This is a genomic window from Bdellovibrio sp. GT3 (assembly GCF_037996765.1).
Taxonomy (GTDB): domain Bacteria; phylum Bdellovibrionota; class Bdellovibrionia; order Bdellovibrionales; family Bdellovibrionaceae; genus Bdellovibrio.
Genome location: NZ_JBBNAD010000004.1, coordinates 334,097 through 357,195, shown reverse-complemented (window position 1 = coordinate 357,195; position 23,099 = coordinate 334,097). Strand labels below are relative to the sequence as shown.

25 protein-coding genes are annotated in these 23,099 nt (G+C 47.4%); 9 read left to right on the top strand and 16 right to left on the bottom strand.

From position 1 onward, the window contains the following. Positions 1-237 precede the first annotated feature (237 nt). Entirely contained in the window at positions 238-1,137 is a 900-nt protein-coding gene (locus AAAA73_RS03360) for an Hsp33 family molecular chaperone HslO (protein WP_340596752.1), read from the bottom strand. 87 nt (positions 1,138-1,224) lie between these two features. On the opposite strand from AAAA73_RS03360, the gene AAAA73_RS03355 reads away from it, so the two are divergent. The 3 genes from AAAA73_RS03355 to AAAA73_RS03345 all read left to right on the top strand — a co-directional run bounded on the left by AAAA73_RS03355 (position 1,225) and on the right by AAAA73_RS03345 (position 5,353). Beyond that, positions 1,225-1,716, top strand: coding sequence for a phosphoglycerate mutase family protein (locus AAAA73_RS03355; protein ID WP_340596751.1), 492 nt, complete (start codon positions 1,225-1,227; stop codon positions 1,714-1,716). Further along, complete coding sequence (locus AAAA73_RS03350; RefSeq protein ID WP_340596750.1) at positions 1,713-2,300, top strand: fumarylacetoacetate hydrolase family protein; 588 nt, start codon at positions 1,713-1,715, stop codon at positions 2,298-2,300. The genes AAAA73_RS03355 and AAAA73_RS03350 overlap by 4 nt, the downstream gene beginning before the upstream one ends. A gap of 101 nt (positions 2,301-2,401) precedes the next feature. Beyond that, a complete protein-coding gene (locus tag AAAA73_RS03345; RefSeq protein ID WP_340596749.1) occupies positions 2,402-5,353 on the top strand; it encodes a proline dehydrogenase family protein in 2,952 nt (983 codons plus the stop codon). Positions 5,354-5,462: 109 nt separating this feature from the next. Here AAAA73_RS03345 and AAAA73_RS03340 read toward each other — a convergent pair whose 3' ends face one another. The 3 genes from AAAA73_RS03340 to AAAA73_RS03330 all read right to left on the bottom strand — a co-directional run bounded on the left by AAAA73_RS03340 (position 5,463) and on the right by AAAA73_RS03330 (position 7,287). Further along, positions 5,463-5,933, bottom strand: coding sequence for an FKBP-type peptidyl-prolyl cis-trans isomerase (locus AAAA73_RS03340; protein WP_340596748.1), 471 nt, complete (start codon positions 5,931-5,933; stop codon positions 5,463-5,465). A gap of 73 nt (positions 5,934-6,006) precedes the next feature. Further along, on the bottom strand, positions 6,007-6,318 hold the full coding sequence (locus AAAA73_RS03335) for an RNA recognition motif domain-containing protein (RefSeq protein ID WP_340596747.1): 312 nt from the start codon (positions 6,316-6,318) through the stop codon (positions 6,007-6,009). A 306-nt stretch (positions 6,319-6,624) separates the two neighbouring features. Continuing rightward, entirely contained in the window at positions 6,625-7,287 is a 663-nt protein-coding gene (locus tag AAAA73_RS03330; RefSeq protein ID WP_340596746.1) for a hypothetical protein, read from the bottom strand. A gap of 204 nt (positions 7,288-7,491) precedes the next feature. On the opposite strand from AAAA73_RS03330, the gene AAAA73_RS03325 reads away from it, so the two are divergent. The 4 genes from AAAA73_RS03325 to AAAA73_RS03310 all read left to right on the top strand — a co-directional run bounded on the left by AAAA73_RS03325 (position 7,492) and on the right by AAAA73_RS03310 (position 10,145). After that, positions 7,492-7,926: a hypothetical protein gene (locus tag AAAA73_RS03325; protein WP_340596745.1), complete on the top strand. Its 435-nt coding sequence runs from the start codon at positions 7,492-7,494 to the stop codon at positions 7,924-7,926. A 130-nt stretch (positions 7,927-8,056) separates the two neighbouring features. Further along, positions 8,057-8,515 carry a hypothetical protein gene (locus AAAA73_RS03320; RefSeq protein WP_340596744.1) on the top strand — a complete coding sequence of 153 codons (459 nt, stop codon included), beginning with the start codon at positions 8,057-8,059 and terminating at the stop codon, positions 8,513-8,515. A 134-nt stretch (positions 8,516-8,649) separates the two neighbouring features. After that, entirely contained in the window at positions 8,650-9,444 is a 795-nt protein-coding gene (locus AAAA73_RS03315; RefSeq protein WP_340596743.1) for a hypothetical protein, read from the top strand. Further along, positions 9,444-10,145, top strand: coding sequence for a hypothetical protein (locus AAAA73_RS03310; RefSeq protein ID WP_340596742.1), 702 nt, complete (start codon positions 9,444-9,446; stop codon positions 10,143-10,145). Before AAAA73_RS03315 ends, AAAA73_RS03310 begins: the two co-directional genes overlap by 1 nt. A gap of 8 nt (positions 10,146-10,153) precedes the next feature. Here AAAA73_RS03310 and AAAA73_RS03305 read toward each other — a convergent pair whose 3' ends face one another. After that, positions 10,154-10,516, bottom strand: a complete 363-nt coding sequence (locus tag AAAA73_RS03305) for a hypothetical protein (RefSeq protein ID WP_340596741.1) — start codon at positions 10,514-10,516, stop codon at positions 10,154-10,156. Positions 10,517-11,008: 492 nt separating this feature from the next. Here AAAA73_RS03305 and AAAA73_RS03300 point away from each other — a divergent pair, with 492 nt between their 5' ends. Then, positions 11,009-11,533 (top strand): transposase, encoded by a 525-nt coding sequence (locus AAAA73_RS03300; protein ID WP_340596740.1) that lies wholly within the window; start codon positions 11,009-11,011, stop codon positions 11,531-11,533. Between the two features lie 85 nt (positions 11,534-11,618). Here the strand turns inward: AAAA73_RS03300 and AAAA73_RS03295 are convergent, their stop codons facing one another. The 10 genes from AAAA73_RS03295 to AAAA73_RS03250 form a co-directional block, all read right to left on the bottom strand. Next, positions 11,619-12,497, bottom strand: a complete 879-nt coding sequence (locus AAAA73_RS03295; protein ID WP_340596739.1) for an endonuclease I family protein — start codon at positions 12,495-12,497, stop codon at positions 11,619-11,621. 110 nt (positions 12,498-12,607) lie between these two features. Next, positions 12,608-13,549: a rhomboid family intramembrane serine protease gene (locus AAAA73_RS03290; RefSeq protein WP_340596738.1), complete on the bottom strand. Its 942-nt coding sequence runs from the start codon at positions 13,547-13,549 to the stop codon at positions 12,608-12,610. Further along, a complete protein-coding gene (locus AAAA73_RS03285) occupies positions 13,546-14,754 on the bottom strand; it encodes an RDD family protein (RefSeq protein WP_340596736.1) in 1,209 nt (402 codons plus the stop codon). The genes AAAA73_RS03290 and AAAA73_RS03285 overlap by 4 nt, the downstream gene beginning before the upstream one ends. 39 nt (positions 14,755-14,793) lie before the next feature. Continuing rightward, positions 14,794-15,414: a hypothetical protein gene (locus AAAA73_RS03280; RefSeq protein ID WP_340596735.1), complete on the bottom strand. Its 621-nt coding sequence runs from the start codon at positions 15,412-15,414 to the stop codon at positions 14,794-14,796. Between the two features lie 138 nt (positions 15,415-15,552). Further along, positions 15,553-16,758: a S41 family peptidase gene (locus tag AAAA73_RS03275; protein ID WP_340596734.1), complete on the bottom strand. Its 1,206-nt coding sequence runs from the start codon at positions 16,756-16,758 to the stop codon at positions 15,553-15,555. 90 nt (positions 16,759-16,848) lie between these two features. Further along, positions 16,849-17,292 (bottom strand): helix-turn-helix domain-containing protein, encoded by a 444-nt coding sequence (locus AAAA73_RS03270; protein ID WP_340596733.1) that lies wholly within the window; start codon positions 17,290-17,292, stop codon positions 16,849-16,851. Positions 17,293-17,477: 185 nt separating this feature from the next. Beyond that, on the bottom strand, positions 17,478-18,344 hold the full coding sequence (locus AAAA73_RS03265) for a S1 family peptidase (RefSeq protein WP_340596732.1): 867 nt from the start codon (positions 18,342-18,344) through the stop codon (positions 17,478-17,480). A 22-nt stretch (positions 18,345-18,366) separates the two neighbouring features. Further along, the gene (locus AAAA73_RS03260) at positions 18,367-19,194 is read right to left on the bottom strand and encodes a S1 family peptidase (RefSeq protein WP_340596731.1); all 828 of its coding nucleotides are present in this window, start codon (positions 19,192-19,194) and stop codon (positions 18,367-18,369) included. A 32-nt stretch (positions 19,195-19,226) separates the two neighbouring features. Then, positions 19,227-20,057, bottom strand: coding sequence for a S1 family peptidase (locus tag AAAA73_RS03255; protein ID WP_340596730.1), 831 nt, complete (start codon positions 20,055-20,057; stop codon positions 19,227-19,229). Between the two features lie 164 nt (positions 20,058-20,221). Next, positions 20,222-21,403, bottom strand: coding sequence for an MFS transporter (locus AAAA73_RS03250; RefSeq protein WP_340596728.1), 1,182 nt, complete (start codon positions 21,401-21,403; stop codon positions 20,222-20,224). Positions 21,404-21,492: 89 nt separating this feature from the next. Here AAAA73_RS03250 and AAAA73_RS03245 point away from each other — a divergent pair, with 89 nt between their 5' ends. Continuing rightward, positions 21,493-22,383, top strand: a complete 891-nt coding sequence (locus tag AAAA73_RS03245) for a LysR family transcriptional regulator (RefSeq protein ID WP_340596727.1) — start codon at positions 21,493-21,495, stop codon at positions 22,381-22,383. A gap of 72 nt (positions 22,384-22,455) precedes the next feature. On the opposite strand, the gene AAAA73_RS03240 is transcribed toward AAAA73_RS03245, so the two are convergent. Then, entirely contained in the window at positions 22,456-22,992 is a 537-nt protein-coding gene (locus tag AAAA73_RS03240) for a hypothetical protein (protein ID WP_340596726.1), read from the bottom strand. Positions 22,993-23,099 lie beyond the last annotated feature (107 nt).

Genomic DNA, 23,099 nt, shown 5'->3' with positions numbered 1-23,099 from the left:
ACGAAAACGGGATTTCGGATGGTCATGCCACGTCTTTGGGCGACCTTTTTGTAGACTGATAAACGATCGGGTGAATGAAAGATCACCCCGGATGGGTGATCTTTCCCCGGAGTATGAGGGCGGGCGGCCCTCATCTGCCAGGATGGCAAATCAGGCGTTACAGATCGAAAAACCAAGCTGCCGATGTCACCGCCACTGTGGCGGCGAAAAAAAGGAGCCACAAGGCTCCCTTTAAATCTAATTCATCGACTCGCGGTGAAGTAGGTTTTTCAGCTCGGCCACTTCATCCAGAGACACATCGTAGGGCTTGCCACACACCTGGCAAGTCACGTGGACTTCTTCTTTTTTGTCCAACATGTCCTGAAGTTCTGCTTCACCCATTGCTTCAAGGGCGCGCATTACGCGGGCTTTTGTGCACGGGCAAGAGTACTCGACAGTTTGGTTGTGTTCGATTTCTTCGAACGGAATGCCTTCCATGAATGGAGCCACAAGGTCCATGCACGAAGCGCCTTCGTTCAATAGTTTTGAGATATTTGGTTTTTTGCCTTCGTAGTTGGCGATGATTTTTTCAACCATGCTTTCTTCCACACCCGGCATCACTTCGATCAGCACACCACCGGCAGATTGCACTTTGCCGTTGGCATCCAGGTAAACGCCCAAAGAAACCAAAGAACGAATTTGGTGAGACTGATGCAAGTAGTGAGCGATATCGTCGCCGATTTCGCTGCTGACCAATTCAACAGTTCCTTGAAACGGTTGTTTTTGGAATGGCTGATGACGAGCCACTGTCAAAAGTCCGATACCGATGGCTTTTTTTAGGCTCAAGCCGCCTTCGTAACTTTCCGGCTGATAGTGAGGATTCGGAGTGTAGCCACGCACATGGCCTTCGTAGCTGGCTTCAGCATAAACGCTGCTAAGTGGTCCATTACCACGGAACAAAAGTCCCACTTGCTGACCGTCTTTAAGTTGTGCTGCCATCAAAAGAGCACCCACCATGCCACGACCGACTGCCACAGTTGCCAATGGATAAGTGTCCTGCAAATCCTGCATGTGTCGAACGACTTCCGTCGCATTAACTGCGGCGATACGCACTGTCAGATCTTTGGAGACATAGCGGTGAACTCGTTCTTTACCCATGACAAACTCCTGAAATAGATGGAAAATAACAGCCGAAACTAGCAAAGCAGCGTCATAAATTCAAGCTTCAATAGCAGAGTCAGAATTATGAAGATTTATATTTTTCGCCACGCCCAAAAAGCCATGGATTTCTCGGGAGACCCGGATTTGACGGCCGAGGGCCACAATCAAGCCTCCACCTTATTGGATTTGGTTCTAAAAAAAGAAATACCCCAGCCAACTCACCTTTGGGTTTCGCCGCGCAAACGCACCCACAGCACCTTTCGCCCGTTGTCTGAACATTTCAAACTCCCTCTGGAAAACCAGGAGGATCTTTTGGAGCAACACGGTGACGAGTCCCTTCAAGTATTCCGCAAACGCATCTCCAAACTTTTGGAAAAAGCCTCTGAATCCAAAAACGATGTGATTTATCTGTGCTCCCATTACGACTGGGTGATTGAAGCCATGTCAGTAATTCCGTGCGAGACAGATCTAAGCGAGGACCGCTTTTCCCATTGGTCACCGTGCCAGTGCGTGGGTTTTGAAGTCGCGAAAGACGGTTTTTATAAATTTCTCGATTTAAAAAGGATCAATCCATGATTCAAAACATCTGGGCAATCGGTCGCAATTATGTTGAACACGCCAAAGAACTGGGAAATGAAGTTCCTTCAGAACCCCTGGTATTTTTAAAGGCCGGCAGCTGCGCAACCATCGCAGCCCCAGAGATTCATTTGCCAAAATGGAGTACGGATGTGCACCACGAAGTCGAAATTGCTTTGCAATTTGACGAGAACTTACAAATATCCGCCGCCTGCGTGGCGTTGGATCTGACGGAGCGTACACTGCAATCCAAACTAAAATCCAAGGGGCAGCCTTGGACTTTGGCAAAAAGTTTTACTGAAGCCTGCCCGCTGTCCCGCTTTTTTCCCGTGGAAAACCTGGATGAGCTTCGCAACATCGGCATAAAATTGACCGTCAATGGCGAGCTCCGCCAAAACGGCAACACCTCGTTGATGATTTTCCCATTTGAAGAACAGATAGACTATGTGCGTCACCATTTCCCAGTGGTAGCCGGAGACCTTCTTTTGACAGGCACTCCTGCCGGAGTTGGTCAGATCAAACCCGGTGACGTTTTATTGGCGGAAATCGTGGGAAAAATCACCCACCAATGGAGCGTCAAATAGCCCTGCAAATAGCTTGAATTTCTTGGGCCACAGAGTAAATATTCCAGCACTCACATGGTAAAGTTGCTGGCCTATTTCGCCGGCACAAGAAAGCTAAAGTTATGAACGATATCCAATCGAAGATCGTCACTCGTGGCGAAGAAATTATGAAACGCATGGAAAGCCAATCCAAGGCTTCCATCTTCTCCAAAGATTTCTGGTACGGCTCCATCATGGAATGGAGTATGAAAAATGAAAAATTCAAAACCAACATGTTCCGCTTCGTGGACGTGCTTCCTTCTATCAACTCGGGCGACGAAGTTGCTCGCCACTTGAAAGAATACTTCGCCGAAGATGGCGGAAAACTTCCTCCAGTATTCAACGTGGGACTTGGACTTGGTTCTTTGGCTCCGGGCTTGATGGCCGGCGCGATTAAGAAAAACGTTGTCGGTATGGCGCAAATGTTTATCACCGGTGAAAATCCGGATGATGCTTTGCCAGTGCTTAAAAAAGCCCGCAAAAACAAAATGACTTTCACAGTGGATATTTTGGGCGAGGCGATCTTGTCTGAAAAAGAAGCTCAGGAATATTCCAACAAATGCATCGAGCTTGTGAACTGGCTCGCTAAAGACGCTGAAAAATGGGACGAAGTTCCGCAGATCGATCGCGATCACGAAGGTGCTATTCCAAAAGTAAACGTGTCTGTGAAAATGACGGCACTTTATTCGCAAATCAAAGACTCTGCTTGGGATGAATCCAAAAAGATCCTAAAAGATCGCATGCGCCCTATTTTCCGTTTGGGTATGCAAAAAGGTGTTTTCATTAATTTGGATATGGAGCAGTACTCCGTCAAACACCTGACACTTGAAGCCTTCACAGAACTTATCAACGAAGACGAATTCAAAAACTACAAATTCTTCGGCATCGTGATTCAGGCTTACCTGCGTGATTCCTTCGAAGATTGCAAAATGTTGACGGACTTCGCAAAAAAACGTGGCACACCATTCTGGGTTCGTCTGGTTAAGGGCGCTTACTGGGACTACGAAACTATCGAAGCTGAACAACGTGGCTGGCCGGTACCGGTTTACACGAACAAAGCGGAATCCGATGCGAACTACGAAGTGTGCGCAAAATACTTCCTGGAAAACATCAAACACATCCGCCCGGCTTTTGCTTCCCATAACGTAAGAACCATCGCGGCTTGTATGCTTTACGCTGAACAATTGAACATCCCTAAAGACGCTTTGGAATTCCAAATGCTTTACGGAATGGCAGAGCCAATCAAAAAAACTATCGTCGAGATGGGTTACCGCATGCGTGAATACGCTCCTGTCGGTGAATTGATCCCAGGTATGGCGTACCTTGTTCGTCGCTTGCTTGAAAACTCTTCCAATGAATCATGGCTTCGTGGAAAATTCGCAGACAACAAAACCACGGCGGAGCTTTTAAAAGATCCAGCCTCCGGTTTGACTCCGACATCTGCGATCATCCCGCAAAAACCAGGCAAGTTCTATAACGAGCCCCTTTTGGATTTCGCTGTTAAAGCAGACCGTGAAAAAATGGAAAAGGCGATCGCTTCATTGCGCGCGACTCTTCCAGTGAATGTTCCTTTGATGATCAACAACAAAGAACAAACATCTGCTAAGATCTTTGATCGCGTGAATCCTTCTGAAAGCTCACAAGTTGTAGCTAAAGTTCACATGGCAACTATCGAGCAAGCTGAACAAGCTATGCAGGCGGCACAAACTGCTTACAAAACTTGGAAAAACGTTCCAGCAAATGATCGCGCTGCTTTGGTTGATAAACTTGCAGATCTTATGCAACGTGATCGTTTCCAATTGATCGCGACTCAAGTTCTTGAAGTGGGTAAACCATGGGCGGAAGCTGATGGTGACGTGGGCGAAGCGATCGACTTCTGCCGTTACTACGCTCGTGATATGCGCGCTTTGCAAAAACCACTTCGCGTGGGCGGATTGCCGGGCGAGCTTTCTCACTACATCTATAAATCTCGTGGCGTAACAGCGGTTATCGCTCCTTGGAACTTCCCATTAGCGATCCTAGCCGGCATGGTGACTGCAGCTGCAGTGACTGGAAATACAGTCGTGATGAAACCTGCAGAGCAATCTTCTTTGGTTTCTTGGGGCTTGATGAAAATGATCCAAGAGGCTGGTTTCCCAACAGGTGTTATCAACTTCTTGCCAGGTTTGGGTGAAGAAGTTGGCGAATACATCGTGAATCACAAATTCACGACGACGATCGCTTTCACAGGTTCTAAAGCTGTGGGTCTTCACATCTTGAATCGCGCTTCGATGGTTCAACCAGGTCAACAACACGTTAAGAGATGCATTATCGAGATGGGTGGTAAAAACGCCGTGATCATCGATAACGATGCGGACTTGGACGAAGCAGTTGATGGTGTTCTTTACTCCGCGTTTGGATTCTCGGGTCAAAAATGTTCAGCGGCAAGCCGCGTGATTGTTTTGGATGAAGTTTACGATCGTTTCACAGAGCGTTTGGTGGAAGCCGCTCGTTCAATTGAAGTTAAGTCTGCAGAAAATCCTAAAGCTTACATGGGCCCCGTTGTGGACCAAGAAGCTCACGAACGTATCTTGAATACGATTGCTGAAACTGAAAAGACGAACAAATTGTTGTTCAAAGGAACTGCACCAAACAACGGTTTCTATGTTCCGCCAACAATCTTCGGTGATGTTCCAGGCGACGCAAAATTAGCGCAACAAGAAGTCTTCGGACCAGTTGTGGCCGTGATCCGCGCGAAAAACTTGGATCAAGCCATCGAAATCGCAAACTCCACAGAGTACGCACTGACAGGTGGTATGTTCTCCAGATCCCCTGCCAACATCGCTCGCGTGAAGGAAGAATTCGAAGTGGGTAACCTGTACATCAACCGTGGTATCACGGGTGCGATGGTAGACCGTCATCCATTTGGCGGCTTCAAAATGTCTGGTATCGGTTCAAAAACCGGCGGTCCAGATTATATCAAGCAATACATGGAACCCGCAGCCGTCACCGAAAACACCCTTCGCCGCGGCTTCGCCCCCGCCGAAGGCGAATAGGTGCCAGGTCCTATTTACGTATGCGGCGCAGAACCGATCGGTTTTGCACTGCAAGCAAACTAATAAAAAGGCCGTTCTTATCGATCGGCCTTTTTATTTTCGAATTTAACTAATGCAAAAGCTGGCTTGAGACAACATTCGAAGACTCTTCGATTTCTTCAGGAGTTGCATCTCTCACATCGATCGCTTCTATTTCAAATATCAGATCTTGACCTGCCAAGGGGTGATTTCCATCTAGGCTGACCATCCCATCATGGAATTCCAAAATTTTGTAAGTACGAATAGCTCCACTTTTTCCCGCAATGGAAACCGTTTGGCCCACCACCATGTTCTTGGGTAACTTTGACTTTGGAAACAGAATCACTTTTTTGGGATCATAAAAACCATACGCTTCTTCAGCAGTCACAGTGATCGTTCTTTTCTCGCCTGCTTTAATATTTTGCAGCCCCTTTGAAAGGCCACTCAACATCGAGTCAGAATTTGCTTGAGAAGTTAGTACATCACGATTGATTGTTGTGCTGATCACTTGGCCCGTTTTGTTTTTCAAAAGACAGTTGAAAGAAATAACCTGTACAGCCATGGGAATCCTATCTTGAAAAATAAAAACCGACCCCTAGAGGCCGGTTTTAAAATCAAACTGAGTTTGAAAAGTCTTAGTAAGAACGGCGAGAGTTGTTGTAACCCCCACGAGAACCACCGCCACCACCAGTGCGTGGAGCTTGTGGTTTTGCTTCCATAACACTTACCGCGCGACCGTCAAGTTCAGCGCCATTGAAGCGTTTGATAGCTTCAGCAGCTTCTTCAACAGTAGACATTTCAACAAAGGCAAAGCCTTTGCTGCGACCTGTTTCACGATCTGTGATTACTTTTGCAGAATCAACATTTCCGCATTCAGCGAAAGCATCAGCCAATGTCTGATCGTTTGCAGAATAAGGCAGATTACCGACGTATATTTTTTTACTCATTTATTACCTCCTAAAGGCACGAGCGCTATTTGGAGGGAATGAACAGAATTGAACATGGACTCAAAATTAGCAGTAACTAAATGGACCCTACCACGGCTAGTAAAATCCACCTAAGTTTTAAATTCTCCAAGTCGACGGTGATCGATCTCACAGAGATCGAAGGTGATAGAACTCAAATGCACAGTGAACGAATAGATCTATTCCGATGAAAAGTTGGTATTTTTCAGCCATTTTTAATTTTTACGTTTAAGTAAAAATATCTTTAGTCTGCACTCCACATTAGATTGGCTAATGTTGGCATCGCCGCTAATGCATCGGCAAATTCGGTGAATCCGGATTTGCCGACCGTTCCGTTCCTTGCAGCAATTCGATGCCTTGACCTTTTTTTAAGACCTCTTGCGTTCCAACTCCCCACCGCGAAAAGGTTTTTGCGACAGCACCGACCGGCACATCCAATTTTTTAATATCCTTGGTCGGAACAATAAACAAAGAACCGCTAAAAGTGGACGGAGCACTCGGGGTAAAGATCACACTCTGCCCGCCTTCAAGCTCTTCGACGACGAACACCAAAGCATTCATCTCATCTTCACGAATCAACAAAGCCGGCTGAAACAAAAAATCGTCCTGCGAAGGGATCAATCTTTCCGCAAATTCCCGTAAAGCCCTATACACCCGGATGCGCATCAGAACAGTGCTCTCAATCCAATTCCCAATCCCACGGCCTGCCTTCGTTTGCGCAAAAGCCCCCAAAGCCAGCGACAATAAAACCAAGAAGCCAAAAGCCACCACTTCCGAAGCGTATTGATATTCGTTAAAGAATCGAGGCGACAACCCCTGCGCCAATGGGGAGGTGACTTTCCCCACTACTGAAACGACTTTCACCACCAGCATCAGCACCAAAATCACCGGCAATATTACACCGGCGGCCGCTAACAAGCAGGTTTTCAGATAGGCCCCCAGTTTTTCCATAGCCACCCCCAAAAGGTATTTAAACACCCGGCACTGACCTTAAAAAGACTCCCACTCATCCGTTGTTAAATTGCACCTCAATGGGTTGAGGGTGACACTTTTGGGCTCCGGGCTGCAAAAGGTTCAAAGGTCTCCCCCCACCCCTTGTGGAACAGAGCCGGGTGCCTTAAAAATGGGGATATCTTTAACCAAGAGGTCCCACTTATGAAGTATCTGGTTTTGATGCTGACTACACTTATCATCGGCGCGCAGGCGCAGGCTTCTGTCTCTCAGGACGAATTCGTCAGCCAGTTTGTGGCGCAAATGAACCGCCGCCTGGTGTTTATTAACCAGGATCGTATTGCCACTCAAAAAAGACCCTTCTGCACAGGTTTGAGCCAAACTCAGATTGAAACTATCAAAACTGTGGTTCGTGAAAACTCGGAACAAACCGCAAGTGAGTTTTGGACCAAGCTTTCTCCGGAGCTTAAATGCTATCCGATCTTCTTTCCCCCACTTAAGCGTGAGGGATGGGGCGTTCTGGTGAACACCAAGGCTTACTGGATGGACATCGATCTGATCAGAGACACCCTTCGTGACCTTGGATACAGCAATCACGATGCTATGGATTCAAAACTTTTGGACGTAATGAACCCATAAGTCCCCTCTTAAGCGGGGCCCAGCCGGCGCCCCCTTTCGTCAAGTTATTGCAAAAGATTCAAGTCCTCCCCTGGCTCCTTGAGCAATCGACAATTCTCAAATAGAAAATGATCATTTGGAGAAACTCCCGATGAAAATTTTCGCACTCATCCTTACAACTCTACTTACTGGAACCCAAGCCTTCGCGTCTGTAACCGCAGAGGAATTTGTTTCTGATTTCGTGAACCAGGCGAATCGCCGTCTGCACTACACGAACAAAGAAAGAACTGCTGCTAAAAAAAGATCCAACTACTGCGCTTCTTTGAATGCAGAACAAGTAAAAACAATCAAAAACATCATCGCTAAAAATCCCGAAATCACTGTTGGTGAATTCACATTGGAATTGGGCGATAAACTAAAATGCTATCCGGAATTCTGGTCTCCATGGGATCGCAAGAAAACGGCGCGTGGCCTTTTGGTAAACTCCAAAGCCTACGTGATGGATGTTTCCTTGGTTCAGGATGTTCTGGCTGATCTGAACGAGGGCCTTCTTCCTAAAGACTACAGAAAGCTTTTAGACGCTTACAACAACTGGACCTACCCTCAGTAGCCACTCAAAAAACCCGCCTCGAAAGCGGGTTTTTTCGTTTTAAAGACCCGCACTCAGCTCCCCGCTGGACCAATGACCGTTTCAACGAACATCATCGTCAATCTTTCTTCATATTTATCCGAAGAGATAACCATATGGTTCAGCTCTGGGTAATTATAGGCTTGGCACTTTCAGCAATCGCGATTTCCGTTTTGGGAGCGGCGTTTTCTATTGCGGGTTTGGGGAAGTTATTCTCCGGCGCGGTGCTTGCCGTTTGGTTGATGGCCGGAGCACTGGAACTGGCAAAGTTCGTGGCTGCGGCTTACCTTCACCAAACCTGGAAAAGTATCAACCTGGTCATGAAATCCTATATGGTGATCTGCGTGGTGGTTTTAAGTGGTATCACCAGTATGGGCATCTTCGGATTCTTATCCGATGCCTACCTGATCTCCGCCTCCACTCTTGAGGCTGAAACAATCAAAATCGATAAACTTCATAACGAGCAAAGATTTGCCAATGCCGAAATCGATCGTATCAATCGCGGTATTGAGGAAATCCCGGCGGGCCGTATCACCCGCAAGCTTCAGGCCCGCGCGGAAGCAGAGCCATTGATTCAACAATTGAAAGCACAGGTTAATAACCTTGAAGGCGAGATCGCCCAGGCGAAAATCAAATTGATCGACGAGAAACAAAAAGTCGGTCCTTTGATATACATCTCCAAGGCCTTCAATATGGAAATCGACAACGTCGTGAAGTACCTGATCATGGTCTTCGTTGCGGTCTTTGACCCGTTGGCAATCTGCCTGGTCATCGCCCTGAGTGATGCCGTGGTTCGCCGTGGTCGCAAAGACCAAGTCACACCCACTGCATCCACAACGGCGCCTCTTAAGATGCGTTTTGCCGAAAAGACTGAAAAAAGCGAATCGGGATCTCACAAAGAGGTGGGATAATGAACCGCCTTCTGCGCATTGCCGGTGTTTTGCTTTTACTTTCCCCGTTTCTAAATTTTTTTATTAGTATTGCGATGTTGCCGGCAGGTCCCCATAAATGGTCCTGGGCTTATTTGAGTGCCGTGCTTATGGCTGCTACTCCGATGCAATGGGCTCTGCGCATTTCAAAAATCGTGGTCGGCTACCTGATGATCCGCGCGAAAAGTTCCGCATGGCTCCCCGTTCTGGTTATTTTGGCAGTCACCATTGCCCATAACTTCCTGACTTTCTCAAAGGACTGGAGAACCAGCAGCGTCCAAACGGTGCTGTCCTTGTTGATGAACTTCACTCTGTTTGGAATGGTTCTGAATGCCGAAATTCAGGTCAACCGCGAGCTCAATGAAAAACTAAAAGCTGCTCGCGCAGCCAAAGCAGCTCCACCCAACCCAGAACCGGTTGCGCCTGTTGTGGCGCTTCGTCCTGAGCACGTTGTGGAGTTTGCGATCACCAAAGGCAGCGCCATCGACTTTGAAGGCATTGGTACCTTCGCGGAAGTGGTTCATTGTGCTGAAGATGAAATTTGGATTAAAGGAATCACCGAGGGACCATTGGGTATCACCACCCGCCCCGTGATTTTAGAAAGCACCGAAAGCGGAGCCAGTATCTGCCTACAGTACCAGCGTCACGACTCATCGGATGTTTTAGTATTCAAAATTGCTTAAATATTAAGCTATTCGCCATCAGACTTGGAAACCTTCTCCAGTTCACAAGCGCCCGAGTTGGTATTTAGAATTTGCACACGTACGGTACGAGTCGCCGGGTGCTCCACATCGATCTCGGATTGACCCTCAAAAAGCTGAATGTCGACATTGTAGAACTCGCGGATGTTGCCGCCTTTTAGTTCAATGGCATCATCAGTCACCGGACGCTCAGCTTTAAACTTATAGGAAGAGATGGATTTTTCGGTCTTAATCATCTCGGCCACTACCTGGGTGATCGCATAACCCGCTGCTTCATTTTTGCAATTCAACCCCGCCGCCATCGCGAACGAAGACATTCCAAAGACAAGAAAACCCACAGCCAATAGTTTCATAAGACCGACCTCCACGAGAAATTTGAGAACACCAAACCTACCAGAGCCCAGCGTGGGGTCACCTTTCAATGATTTAAGACAAATGAATACCGTTCCCTCAAAATTTTCAGTGGAACTTTTTTAGTACTAAAGATGGAGAATTTCGATGGATTTTGGAAAAGAAAAAGGCCGGAGTGAACTCCGGCCTTTATAATCTTTTTAAAAAATAGAGGTGAGCACATCATGCACCCGAGTACCTTCCTTGGTATCACCCCTCCCGTAGAAATAATTAGACATTGTTGTTGAACACATTGCAAGAGGGTTGTTCCACTTTTTTTAAGATTTTTTAAGGAACACACTGTTTGCATGATTCGCCCCTGTTTTTCTGCCACAAAAGCAACTCGCAAAAACCTCAAGTAAAACTTCAACCACCAACTTCGAAACCTATCTCATAGCGCAGTATTTCCAACAACTTACTTGCCCCGCTTTAAGTATTTTACTATACCATCGTTCATGAAGAAACTCCGTCTCGATGACCCGCGACTGCATGCAACTCATGCTCATGGTGGCACGCTGTTTAAAAAAGCGCGCTACCGATGTCGCCGTCCTTTGAGCACGAAAAAACCGATGCAAGTCGTACTGCGATCAAGTCAGGCCATTGGCTCTTTGAGTTTTAGAAAGGCCAAGAACTGGAAACAGATCGAGACCCTGTGCCGCAAGTTTGCGCAAAAATATCAGATCAAAATTGAAACCTTCGCGAACGGCGGCAACCACCTGCACCTGTCGATCCGACTGAAAAACAAAAACAACTACGCTCCATTCATTCGCTCACTGACTGGTGCCATCGCCCTCAAAGTGACCGGCGCCAACCGCAACCAAAAGAACGCACTGAAATTCTGGGACTTCCGCCCCTTCACAGCACAGCTTGAAAAGGCGAAACACAGCCTGAAAAATTATGTATCAATAGATTTGCTGAAAGATTTGGGCGTGATTCCAAGAATCGGAATACTGGGTTACCAGGAGTGGCCCCCACCCTAACCGGGAACCAATAGGCGTGCCCTAGGCACGTTGGAGCGAAGACAAGGCCCGACAACGCAGCAGTCGAGCCTTTTTCAACGACCGCTTAGAAGTCGTTGATTGAGTCTACCATCGTTGGATAATCCACGAATGGGTTTCTGTTACCCTGAGCCGCGAAGATCTGATTGTTTCTTTCGATCTCTTCTGCGTCCGGCGGATTTTCGGTATTCCATCTGCGCAAAACAACTTCCTGGTCAGGTGGGATGTACAAATCATAACGAAGTGAGAAGTAGAACAACGCACGAGCCACGCGGCCTTTGTGCTCCTGTGGTGGTTCAAACACTTCATCACTGTCACCCTCACCCACACCGAAGCGGGAAACCGGGCATTTCAAAGTTTGAGTGTCTTCATGAACTTCACCAAACCACTGGTTACCACGGATCGAATTCAATTGTGAATCCGTCGGGAACAGATGGTGAAGATCGGATTTTTGCGTGTCTTTAGGGAAACGACGGCTGAAACGGCTTTGTGGCCATGTGTGCTCAACGTTGATCACCGTGTTGTCTGGAATTTTATCCGGACCTGGCTCGCCACGACGGAAATCATCGCGAGTTTTGTAGTTGGAGCAGTAGAAATCCTTAACTGAATAGGAGTGAGAAGCTTGATCGTAAGCCAGATAGAACTTACCCATCAACCAAACACGAGCACGGTTGTAACCAATTGGTTGATGCCAATAACAACCCTTTTGGGCCTGGCAGTCAGACACAACCAAATCATAATCGCCTTGCTGCACGATATGAAAACTGCGCATGACGTTTTTGATTCTCGTGGTTAATTCTTCATTTGATTTGCCAGCGGCAAGATCCTGATAGAACTCGACTCCATAGTATGGAATCGCTTGGGATGCCGGCGCTGCATTTAAAGCACCTGCGAAAAACAATGATGTTAATACAATCACTGACTTAATGAGCTTAGTAAGCTTCATTCGGGTCCGCCATTCGGTAAAGGGGGTGATTATTCAGCCTCTGTCGCGGACCACTTTCGCAAATCCACCCGACAAATGTCAACGGGGCTATAAGAAATACTCTGTCAGTGTTATGTTAAGGACTTGGGGTGAGTAAGAAATCCAAAACGATGGATAACCCCGGCTAAGATACCGAAAAGACTGCCACCCAAGTGTGCGGCATAAGCCACTCCCGTCCCCAAACCTTCAGGCGTTGCCCAAAAACTTGCCAGATCGGCGACTAAAAAAAGAGGAATTATCAAAAGAGTGGGTAAGTAAATATAACCATAGTGTTCAGGCATTGGCGACACAAAGAACAGATAGCGAACCCGGGCCTTTGCTTCAGCCACACAGTAAAACGCCAGCAAAGCACTGACAGAGGCACTGGCACCCACCATCGGCACGGTTCCCACTCCCTGAGACCACAGGAAGCCCATGCCCCCGGCCACGCCTCCCAGAAGATACACCAGCAACATCGTGGTACTTCCAGCCAAAGCCTCAACTGCCGCACCCATTACCACCAAAAACATCAGATTGGAAAACAGATGCAACCAATTCGAATGGGAGAACTGATAGGTCAACCAGGCCAACGGACCTTTCATGGATGAACTAAGACCGAAGCGGAACATGAGCTGTTCCTTGTATTCGGTTCGGAACTTTGAAAAATCTTCCTTCCAGCGAAGGATTTGAACCTGATCACCACGGTAGTCGCCCTGATCCCCCTGCTCCAAAAAGCGGGAGTCCCGAAGCGCATAGGCACCCAGCACCACCATTTGATCCGAGTCGGAACTTTTAAGCTTCTGCACCCAGTGAGGTGTTTCCGCCAGGGCATCCGGAGAAATTGATTGTAGATATTGATAGTAAAGGCGGCCCGTTAGATTCAAACCTTCGATTTCAAATAAGCGACTGTCGGAGATATCCATACGCGCGCCACTGAAGATCAGAATAAAAATAAACACATTCAAAGCAACCAAGGTCATGGTCAATGGAAAGCGCTGAACCTGCTTCAGATCCTCGGGGCACGGAATGATCATCTGACACCGTACTTTTCTTTGAATCCTTCAATCCACTCAGCCGAAGTATCTGAGCTGGCAGGCACCCGTCCATTTTTCTTGGCACCAAGACTTTCCTTCAATGCCCAAATGGAACGCACATACTTTTTATCCATCGCCTCTCGCAGTGCTGGCACAGCCTGCAAACCTTCAATCACTTCAAGACTGCCTTCGTAGTTTTTTTGACTGTAAAGATGGTCGGCTTCCAAAACCTGGGTCACCCATAGTTTATGGGAAGCGTCTCCCAGCTGTACGTCGTCAGGATTATCCAGATACATAGCCAGCACGCAGCTGGAGGACGTACGGGATTCACAAACTTTGCTCAAATAGTCTTTTCGTTCCTGACCTTCGCTTAGCAGGTACTTCGCAAAATACGCCATCGATTGGGAATTAACCGGATCACTCCACAATGAATTCTCAGATTCACGACTGAGGCAATCAGAAGTAATTTCCTTCAACAGGAAAAGCGAAACTGCGGCATCCATGCGTTGTGCACCGGTCAGTTCCTTATCAGGAATTTCTTTGCAGGTTACGGCGTGGGTGGAAGCAGTTTGGAACTCTCCTGCATTCAGAGCCTGATAGTTTTTGGCAAGACCCACAAAGGCCACCAATGCGAACATCGCAAAACTAAATTGCATCCATGAGGTCATCAATCTTTGTTCAGGCAACGAAGGACCGGAATCAAATTGTTTCTTCAGAGTGACGACGATGGTGTCAGAGGCCTTTTCATGAAAGGCTCTGCGCAATGGATGACCGACCACGCCCAAAAACGGAAGCCCCAGCAACAGGAAAGTTCCACACCAGGATACAGAGCGCACAATACACTGTGAAAGCGTCAGTCTTGATTGCGTGGATGGGTAAGACACAACACGAAGTTGCAGAAAGTACTGACCGGGCGTCGCTTGCAGGAAGTACAATGACAGCACTTGCAATACGACGACAGCAGTCGCTGCCACCGCAAACAACATCAATGCCGCGATGACACCCTCTTCAGATCTGGAATTCAAAAGGAAAAAGGTTTTTGCCTGACGAACCAGTCCCGAAACCAGCAAGCTGACTACGGGAGACACCAAAAGAAAGTCCAAAATGAATGCCAGGAAACGATCCATAAGGAACGCTATCGCAGGCTGTGCCTTGAACTCTTTGGAATTATTGACTTCTGGAGCCGACAGATCTGGAAATAACATACAGATCGTATCGGCTTGAAACAGTGTGTACTTAAGGAATTATTGAGCAAATCTCAGAGACTGAACACGGCCATCCGCATCGATTGCGAAATGAGCATGACCAACGATGGTCTTGGATTTATCAATCAGAGTGAAAACCTCTTCACCACCGTCAGCTGATTTCGCTGGCGCGACTTCAACGTAGTTATGACCAAAGGCTGAGGCATACTTTTTCAGAAAGTTTGCTTTATTTTGGATGTCCATGGCCTTTTCACCCGCCTGAGCATCAATGAACTCCAGGCTTTGAACTTTGCCACCTGAAATATTCATTCCGTATTTCCCTTCCAGGAAACCAAAAATCAAATCATCACGCAAAGTCGGCTTTTCAGCCAGGGCCGCAACCAAAGACGATTTCTCGGCAGAAAGTCTTTGAGCTATGTCATGCTCCCACTTTACATCACGGGCAAAAGCACCCGGTTCAAAACTTGCGATTTCACGATTGCCACGACCACCAATGGCAGAGTCCGAATTGTCAACCAACCACTGATTTACAAAGACAGTCATCAATGCGACTGAAGCGATTGACATAACCAGAACAGCTTTCTGTTCCTGGGCTTTGTCTTGAAGTCTTTTACGGAAAGATCTTTCTTTAGGAAACTCAATCACTTTCGCATTCCCCATATTTATTTTCTCCATCGCAAAGTTCATTCGTCTACAACCCTGCGAAGGGCGTGCCGACCCGGCGGCCATTTAATTCAGTATGACCGATTACTCACTTAACAGACGACCAAAACTTAGTTGACGTCTCATTATAAGACTCTAGTCCTGGTAAGAATTTACCCAAGAATCAATGCCAGCCTGCATTTGCTGGAGATTGTAATACAGGACTTTATCCAGCTGAACGCCCTGCCCCTCGATCCGATGTCCCTTGCCGCTTATATAAAGCGCCTCAGGTATGGAAATCTGCACTCCGGGACCGACCTCATCCATCGGATACCAAACCCCCACCAGCAACTGGCCTCGAGACGAGGTCCCCCGTAAAAGGGCTCCCCGATACTCTTTCAGACCTTGGGCCACCATTTCCGCCACGGACGAGGTTCTGCCATCAACCAGCACTTTGACCGCGCCGGAATAACAGGCAGGATTACGAAACGTTTTCAGAGAAACTTCCCGGCTCTTTTCCAGAATATCCAGCTGCTTTTCATCATTCAAAAGATCCGGCATTTCCGCACGACCCGCTTTTGATTTTGGTTTTTCAAGTTTTCCAATCAGCGTGGGTTCACAGACAAACAATGACAGGAACCGCAATCCTGCGACAAAGTTGCCTCCGGCATTGTTACGTAAATCAACAACAACCGACTTATACTTTTTCAGATCATTTGCAATTGTCTTGAGTGTTTCATCCTTGAAGAATTCCGCACGGAAGGACGGAACTTCCATCACCGCGATGCGGGAATTCAACGGGGAAAGCTGAATACTTTCATTTCTTTTCACCACTCCTGGATGAAGCTTAATGGAAAACTCCTCCGCACCTCTGCGGATTTGATAATCCCCGGCTTCGGACTCCATCGCCCAGGAACTGGGTTGTTCACCGTTGATTTTAACGATGACGTCGCCTTTTTTAAAACCAAGCCTCTCGGCTGGCGACTGGGGGAGCACTTTAAATACAACAAGTTCGCTATCAACGAACTCTCCGCTGAGGCCCGTCTCCTTGACTTCGCCTCTCCAGATTCCGCGCACATCAGGGGCGTCGTAAATCTCGAGATGCGAAACACGCAGCGATCCTAAAACGTAATTGATATCACGCAGGATCAGATCTTTTTTGGTGTAAGGAGTGACATAGCGACTTCGCTCCATGCAGGTGCGACGCCAGTCTTTGAGTTCTTCATTCGGCAGATAGATTTTTTCAGAGACAAGATCACACACCACAGGATATGGGTTCACGAAGGACCGATTGATCGTGAAGTGAAAGGCCCCATAGGCACAGGCCAGCGTAAGAATGATGGCGGTGATTTTATTTAACATTCAATCCCTTGACGAAAAAATGGACTCCTTGCGGAATCCACTTTTCCATTCTTCCTTAATCAATGCACATTTCTTAAGGACACGCAGCGATTAAGCCGCAACCACTGTCTTCTTCTTGCGAGCTGCAGAAGGGTCGATATGGTATTGCTTAACTTTGCGATACAAAGTCGCGCGACCGATGCCCAAAGCTTTTGCTGCTTCAGTCAGGTTGCCTTTGTATTGAACGATCGCGTTCTCAATCGCATGAGCTTCCATCTCTTCCATTTTTTGAACGTTAGAAGATGTCGCTGTTGGCGTCGGGAACTGGATCAAATTACTGTGACCTGAATTATCTGTTGTCACCGGGCTGTTGCCAGAGATCAACGCAGGTACACCCGCAGTAAGTTGTTGTCTGAAAAATGCATTATCAAGACCTTCTCTCCATTGAGATGAAGAATAAGCCTGAACTGTCACATCGTGCTGCTCCCAGTACTTCTTAGCGTTTTCTACGGTTTCCTGGTTATCGCTTACCACGATCATTACTGTGCGTGACATTCTTGTCCTCCCCTTTTGAAACAAATTGCAATCATAATTGACTCACTTTGTACCTATCGGCGTTTCATCGTGAGAATTTAGGGCTAGTTGCAAATATTTTTTGAGACACTTTAACAAGGCCAAATCACTGGACTTTTGATGGGTATCAAAAAAGGGGTTGCATTCAAATTTGTGAATTTTGGGGCTTATTGGGCTGCTAAAGGGGCCTGAACGGCCGTAGCAGCTGGTGGCAATGGAAGGCCAAAATAAGGTAGTTCGGCACCGATAAGATCGGCTGTCTCCATGATGAACTTCATATGCTTCGACAGACTTGTATAGTCCGTCTCATGACTGCAATCCGTATATCCGGGACGAGTGCCATGAGTGACACCCACAACATACCAATTCCCAGAATCAGCCAAGTAAGCAGGCCCGCCGGAATCCCCGAAGCACGCCCCTTTTCCGTTTCTTTGATCCAAAACCAGGTAGTCATCAATCAAATTGAACAAAGACACTTCAACCTGAAGCAGGGATTTCGCTGGTTCACGAGTCATATCGTCAGTCAGACCGAAGCCTGCCAATAACAAAGTGCTCTGCAAAGGAATACTGTCGGTGTCGGCATGAATGACTGCAGGTACGAACCCGGCAGGGGCATTTTCTGCCAACATCAACAGAGCGACGTCTTTCTGTGAAGTGACGTGTGTTTCTGTTGTGTTCCCTGGAATCTCGACATTCACAATCTCAAAATCAGGATGCGGAATGATATGAGCCACATTCTTCAATTGATCTGCCGGCAGAATCGCTTCGCCGAAACCGACTTGGACGTCATTCACCCATTTCACACAATGAGCTGCTGTAATCACCAGATTTTTGGAAATCAACACCCCGGTGCATGCCACCGAACCACGATAGTAAATACCAACAGTTGCAGAGCGCGCATAGCTGTCAGCTGTGACTGGCTCCCCTCCGATGATGGCATTATTGTGGATTTGAGTTTGAATAATATCCGGCGCCTGCGGGCGCGAACACCCGACTGCAAGAAGCAATAAAATTCCCAGCGACAGATTCTTCATTATAGTCAAATCCACTTTAAGGTTAGTAGTTCACAAATTGTGGGTAGTCCGCTTCCATGGTTTGAGCGGCATAGTTCAAAAAGTCTTTATAGTTCACCAACAAGGTGTAGTTGCCATAATGGTGGCAATCCTCATAGCCTGACTCAGGTCCACGAGTAGCCCCCGCCAGGATCAAACCCATCGACGTTTCGATAAAGCCGGGACCACCCGAATCCCCGTTACATGCACCAGAACCACGAGTTTGATCAGTCACGACCTCTTGATCGCGAACCTGTGCAATCTCGACCACGGTTTTTTGCATTGTCACGGTCTTGATATTTTCAGTTTCAGACATGCGCCCCCAACCGACAAGAGTCATTGGCATGCCGGCTTTCAATTTTTTTACATTGTTCAGGATTGCAACTGGTTTGAAGCCGGCAGGTGCCTCCGTCACAAGTTTAATCACGGCGACATCGTACTCTGAACGCTCTGTACGTGAGTTCACTCCGAAATTACGGTGACTGATCGCCTCTTCAATTTCAATCGCATTGGCATCCTCGAAAGATTCAGGCAGTTCTGTTCCAAAGAAGATCTTGGTCTGCACGCGCTCCAGCATCTGAGTACAGTGGCTGGCAGTGACAACCAAATTTCGGGAAATCAACGTCCCGGTACAATATGACATGACGCTGCCATCACGCGGGTTCCGCCCCAGCAAAGACACTGTAGATTCCGCATAGATTTCGTTCGCGGTCACATTTTCTCCGTTGATGATTTGCGATTTGTTGGCTGCATCGACTTTTAACGTCTCTGCGACATTGTTTTGAGTACACGCTGCCAAAGCCAACAGTGGGATCATCATTAGTTTCTTCATCTTTACGTTCCTTACTAAATTACCTAATTTTTCTATTCAACAAAAACGGGCGGCTCTCCGCCCAGTACCGTCGCCACTTTTTGCAGGAACTCTTTAAATCCCGGCAAAGAGGCATAGACCACTTTGGTGTGACAATCGACGGATCCGTAAGCGGAACCGCTTGTCGCACCAATCACAACCAGACCGCGATCCGTTTCCAGAAACGCCGGCCCACCGGAATCACCCCAGCAAGCGCCGGTTCCTTTGGATTGGTCCACTGTGATTTTTCTGTCTTCAACACTGACAATATCCACATGCGTGCTTTGCAAATGCGTGGACATCGCACTTACGAATTCATTGGTACGGCCGAATCCCGCAAGCAATACAGACTGCCCCATTTGCAAGCCAGCTTCAGATCCAAGAATTGGAACCGGAACGGCCCATTTGGGTGCTGACGTACGCAGCTTAATCAATGCAACATCACGAAGTTCGTTAATGGATCTGGTATGGCTCTCGCCCACTGGCGGAGTCATATAGTCATAGGAAATGGCGCGGTCGATCTCGCGCAAATCGCCTTCATTTTTGGAGGTGTAAGTTTCAGGTCCAAATGAAACAACCATTTCATAACCAGAATACATCGGCTCCACACAATGCCCGGCAGTCACCACCAAGTCCTTGGAAACCAAGGTTCCCGTACAGACCGTTCTGATACGATCACCATCAGCAAGCATCAGGGCAACGGTTGCATTCGCGACAGTACTGTCACGATCCACGGACTTACCATTGATGATTCTGTTTTCCTGCGCCACGGGCACTGGACCTGAATTTTTGGGGGAGCAGGCAGCCACTAAAAGCATCACCGGCAACAAAGCCCACAGTTTCATAAAAGTCTCCAAGCTAAAAATGCAAAAAAGACTAAAGCGAAATCCGGGCCAATATTTTCCACCCTCATAACGAGCCCAGACAGTTTAAAGTATTTATCTGGAACGGCACAATGAACGCTTTACCCGCCTCACTGTCTAAGGATTAGACAGTGAATGAGCGCCATTCAATGCCCCATTAAACTGCGGTCTATTTTAACTGTACTCGTTGTGGAGGAAAACTTTCCGCTAAGGTAGGAGGAACCCGATGCAAGCAGTGATATTCCCAAGGCTGTCCAGGCCGCGAAAATCAAACCACCGTTATCAATGGCGATACCACCAGCCCAAGCCCCGATCGCATTCCCTAGATTGAAGGCTGCGATATTCATTGCTGATGCAAGCGCAGGGGCTTCTGCAGCGTGCTCCAAGGCTCGCATTTGCAACGGGGGAACTGTCGCAAATCCCGCAAATCCCAACAGAGCCACCAAGGCCAATGCCGCGATTTTGTAGCCCATCAAAAAAGTAAAACCGAACAAAACAATCGTCAGCAGTAACAATGAGCCCACCAACGCCTTCATGAGATGCTTATCGGCCCACTTGCCACCTACAATATTGCCTGCGATCAATCCGCCACCAAATAAAAGTAAAATCGGTGACACTGATGATTCGGAAAATCCCGAAATGTCAGTCAAGATGGGAGCTATATATGTAAAGACGGCAAAGACCCCCGAAAATCCCAGGACCGTTAGCAACAGACTGACCAATACTTGCGGCTTCAAGACGACTTGTATTTCTTTGAACATATCAACCGCTGGTTGGTCCCCTTTGGCAGAAGGCACATAGAATAGCAACGCCAGTATCGCCAAAGGACCCACTGCCGTCACCGCCCAGAACGTAGATTGCCAGCCATAGTTTTGTCCCAGCCAGGTTCCAAATGGAACGCCCAAAACATTTGCCAACGTTAACCCCGTAAACATCATTGCAATAGCCGTGGCCTTTTGATTTGGTCGCACCAAACTTGTCGCAAGGACAGATCCGATACCGAAGAAAGTACCATGAGCAAAAGACGTCAACACTCTAGCGGCCATGAGGACTGAATAGCTGGGCGAAAGAGCACAAATCAAATTACCTAGGGTGAATATCCCCATTAAAATGAGCAGTGATTGTTTCTTCGGCCAACGCGAAGAAAGCAATGACAAAACCGGTGCGCCAACGGCGACGCCCAAGGCGTATCCGCTGACCAGAAGTCCCGCTGATGAAAGACTCACATTCAGATCTCTTGCCATTTGTGGCAACAACCCCATGATGACAAATTCCGTGGTTCCAATTCCAAATGCCCCGATCATCAGGGCGTATATTGCTAAAGGCATAAAGCCTCCTCTATTGAAACGAATATAGCAGCTTTGTCGTTGCCTATTGAGTCACAAATAGGCAAAATATATTTGATCTGGAGTCAATAATGAAAACAACGCTTGAAGAGCTTCATACCTTTATCCTGATCGTTGATAAGGGATCGATTAGTGCCGCAGCTGAGGACTTGAATCAGACTCCGTCAGGGGTCAGCCGAACGCTCACAAGACTTGAAAAAAAATTGGGTATCACACTGCTTCGACGAACGACACGCAGACTGAATCTCACCAATGAAGGTGAACGCTTCCTGCAAAGCGCCCGCGAGGTGATTCAGGCCTTAGAAAACGCGGAGGAAGCAGTCGGCTCCAAGAATGTTCTCTCAGGAACACTGCGTATCGACTCAGCATCTCCCTTCATCCTGCATTCGGTGGTGCCCTACCTAGCCGAGTTTCAACAATTACATCCCGAGATTCAGCTGGAGCTTTTCAATAGTGAACGATACATCGACCTGATCGAAAACCGCATCGACATTGCTATCCGGTTGGGAAATTTGGCGGACTCTTCATTACATGCCGTCAGCCTCGGACAAAGTAAACGACGACTGGTCGCGAGCCCTCGGTATCTGAAGGCTCGCGGCTCGCCAAAGTCCGTTGAAGACCTGCAAAACCACACGCTGATCGGTTTTACAGATCCACGCGAGTTAAACCACTGGCCACTAAAAAACAACGGGAGCGATCGCTACCCTATCAAGCCCCATTATGCCGCCTCCAGCGGTGAAACGATTCTTCATATGGCGAGAAACGGCTTGGGCATCGCCTGCCTTGGAGATTTTATGACCATCAAGGAACGACAATCAGGAGACCTTGTACCGGTCCTTCAGGGAGCCTGTGTTGAGCAGAAAGAACAGATCCACGCGGTCTATTATAAGAACGCACAACTTTCTTTGAGAGCTGGTGTGTTTATCAAGTTTTTAAAGTCTAAATTAAAGAACGCCCTGTAGATCAGAATAAAAAAAAGGACCGCTCTTCAGCAGTCCTTTTTCTATTTTCGATTCTCGATTTTCAATTCTCGATTATCTGCGGCCGGATTTGATTTTCACTTGAAGCTTAGAGATCAAGTGAACAGCCATTTTCTCTTGCACGCGGCACATTTTAAGTTCGTCGCGGCGGTAAGATCTTTGAGATGGAGTCAAAGTTCCTGTCTCAAGTTCCATTTCGTAATCCAACTTGGAAGAACGGATGCCTTCAAGTTCTTTAGTTTGGGTCTTGAAAAGCTTTGTTACGCCAGACAATGGAGCAACTTCGATCCACTCTTCTTTACCACGGTACCAGCTCACCATACGCAAGAAGCGAGCTTTATTTTTCGCCAAAGTGAATTTTGGGAAACCTACGTCTGGAAGCTCAAGAATGTTATCAACATCATCAAGGTTCAAGTCATCTTCTTCACCTTCACTAAGAAGGTTGTCAGAAAGTCCTGCCAAAACTGCAGCTTCTGACTCTTCGTCTACGTCGATATCGAATGCAGACGTCTTTTTGGTATTCTTCTCATCAAGGTCAGAATCCAAATCAGAATCAATTTCTTCGGCCATATTGTTGCCTGGATTGATCAAAGCGAGCCTCCCCAAAGTACATGTCACAAAGTACAAATTAGAATAAACACTGATTGAAAGTGGGAAGAGTTATATCGCAACTTTCACGATGACACAATATGTTAATT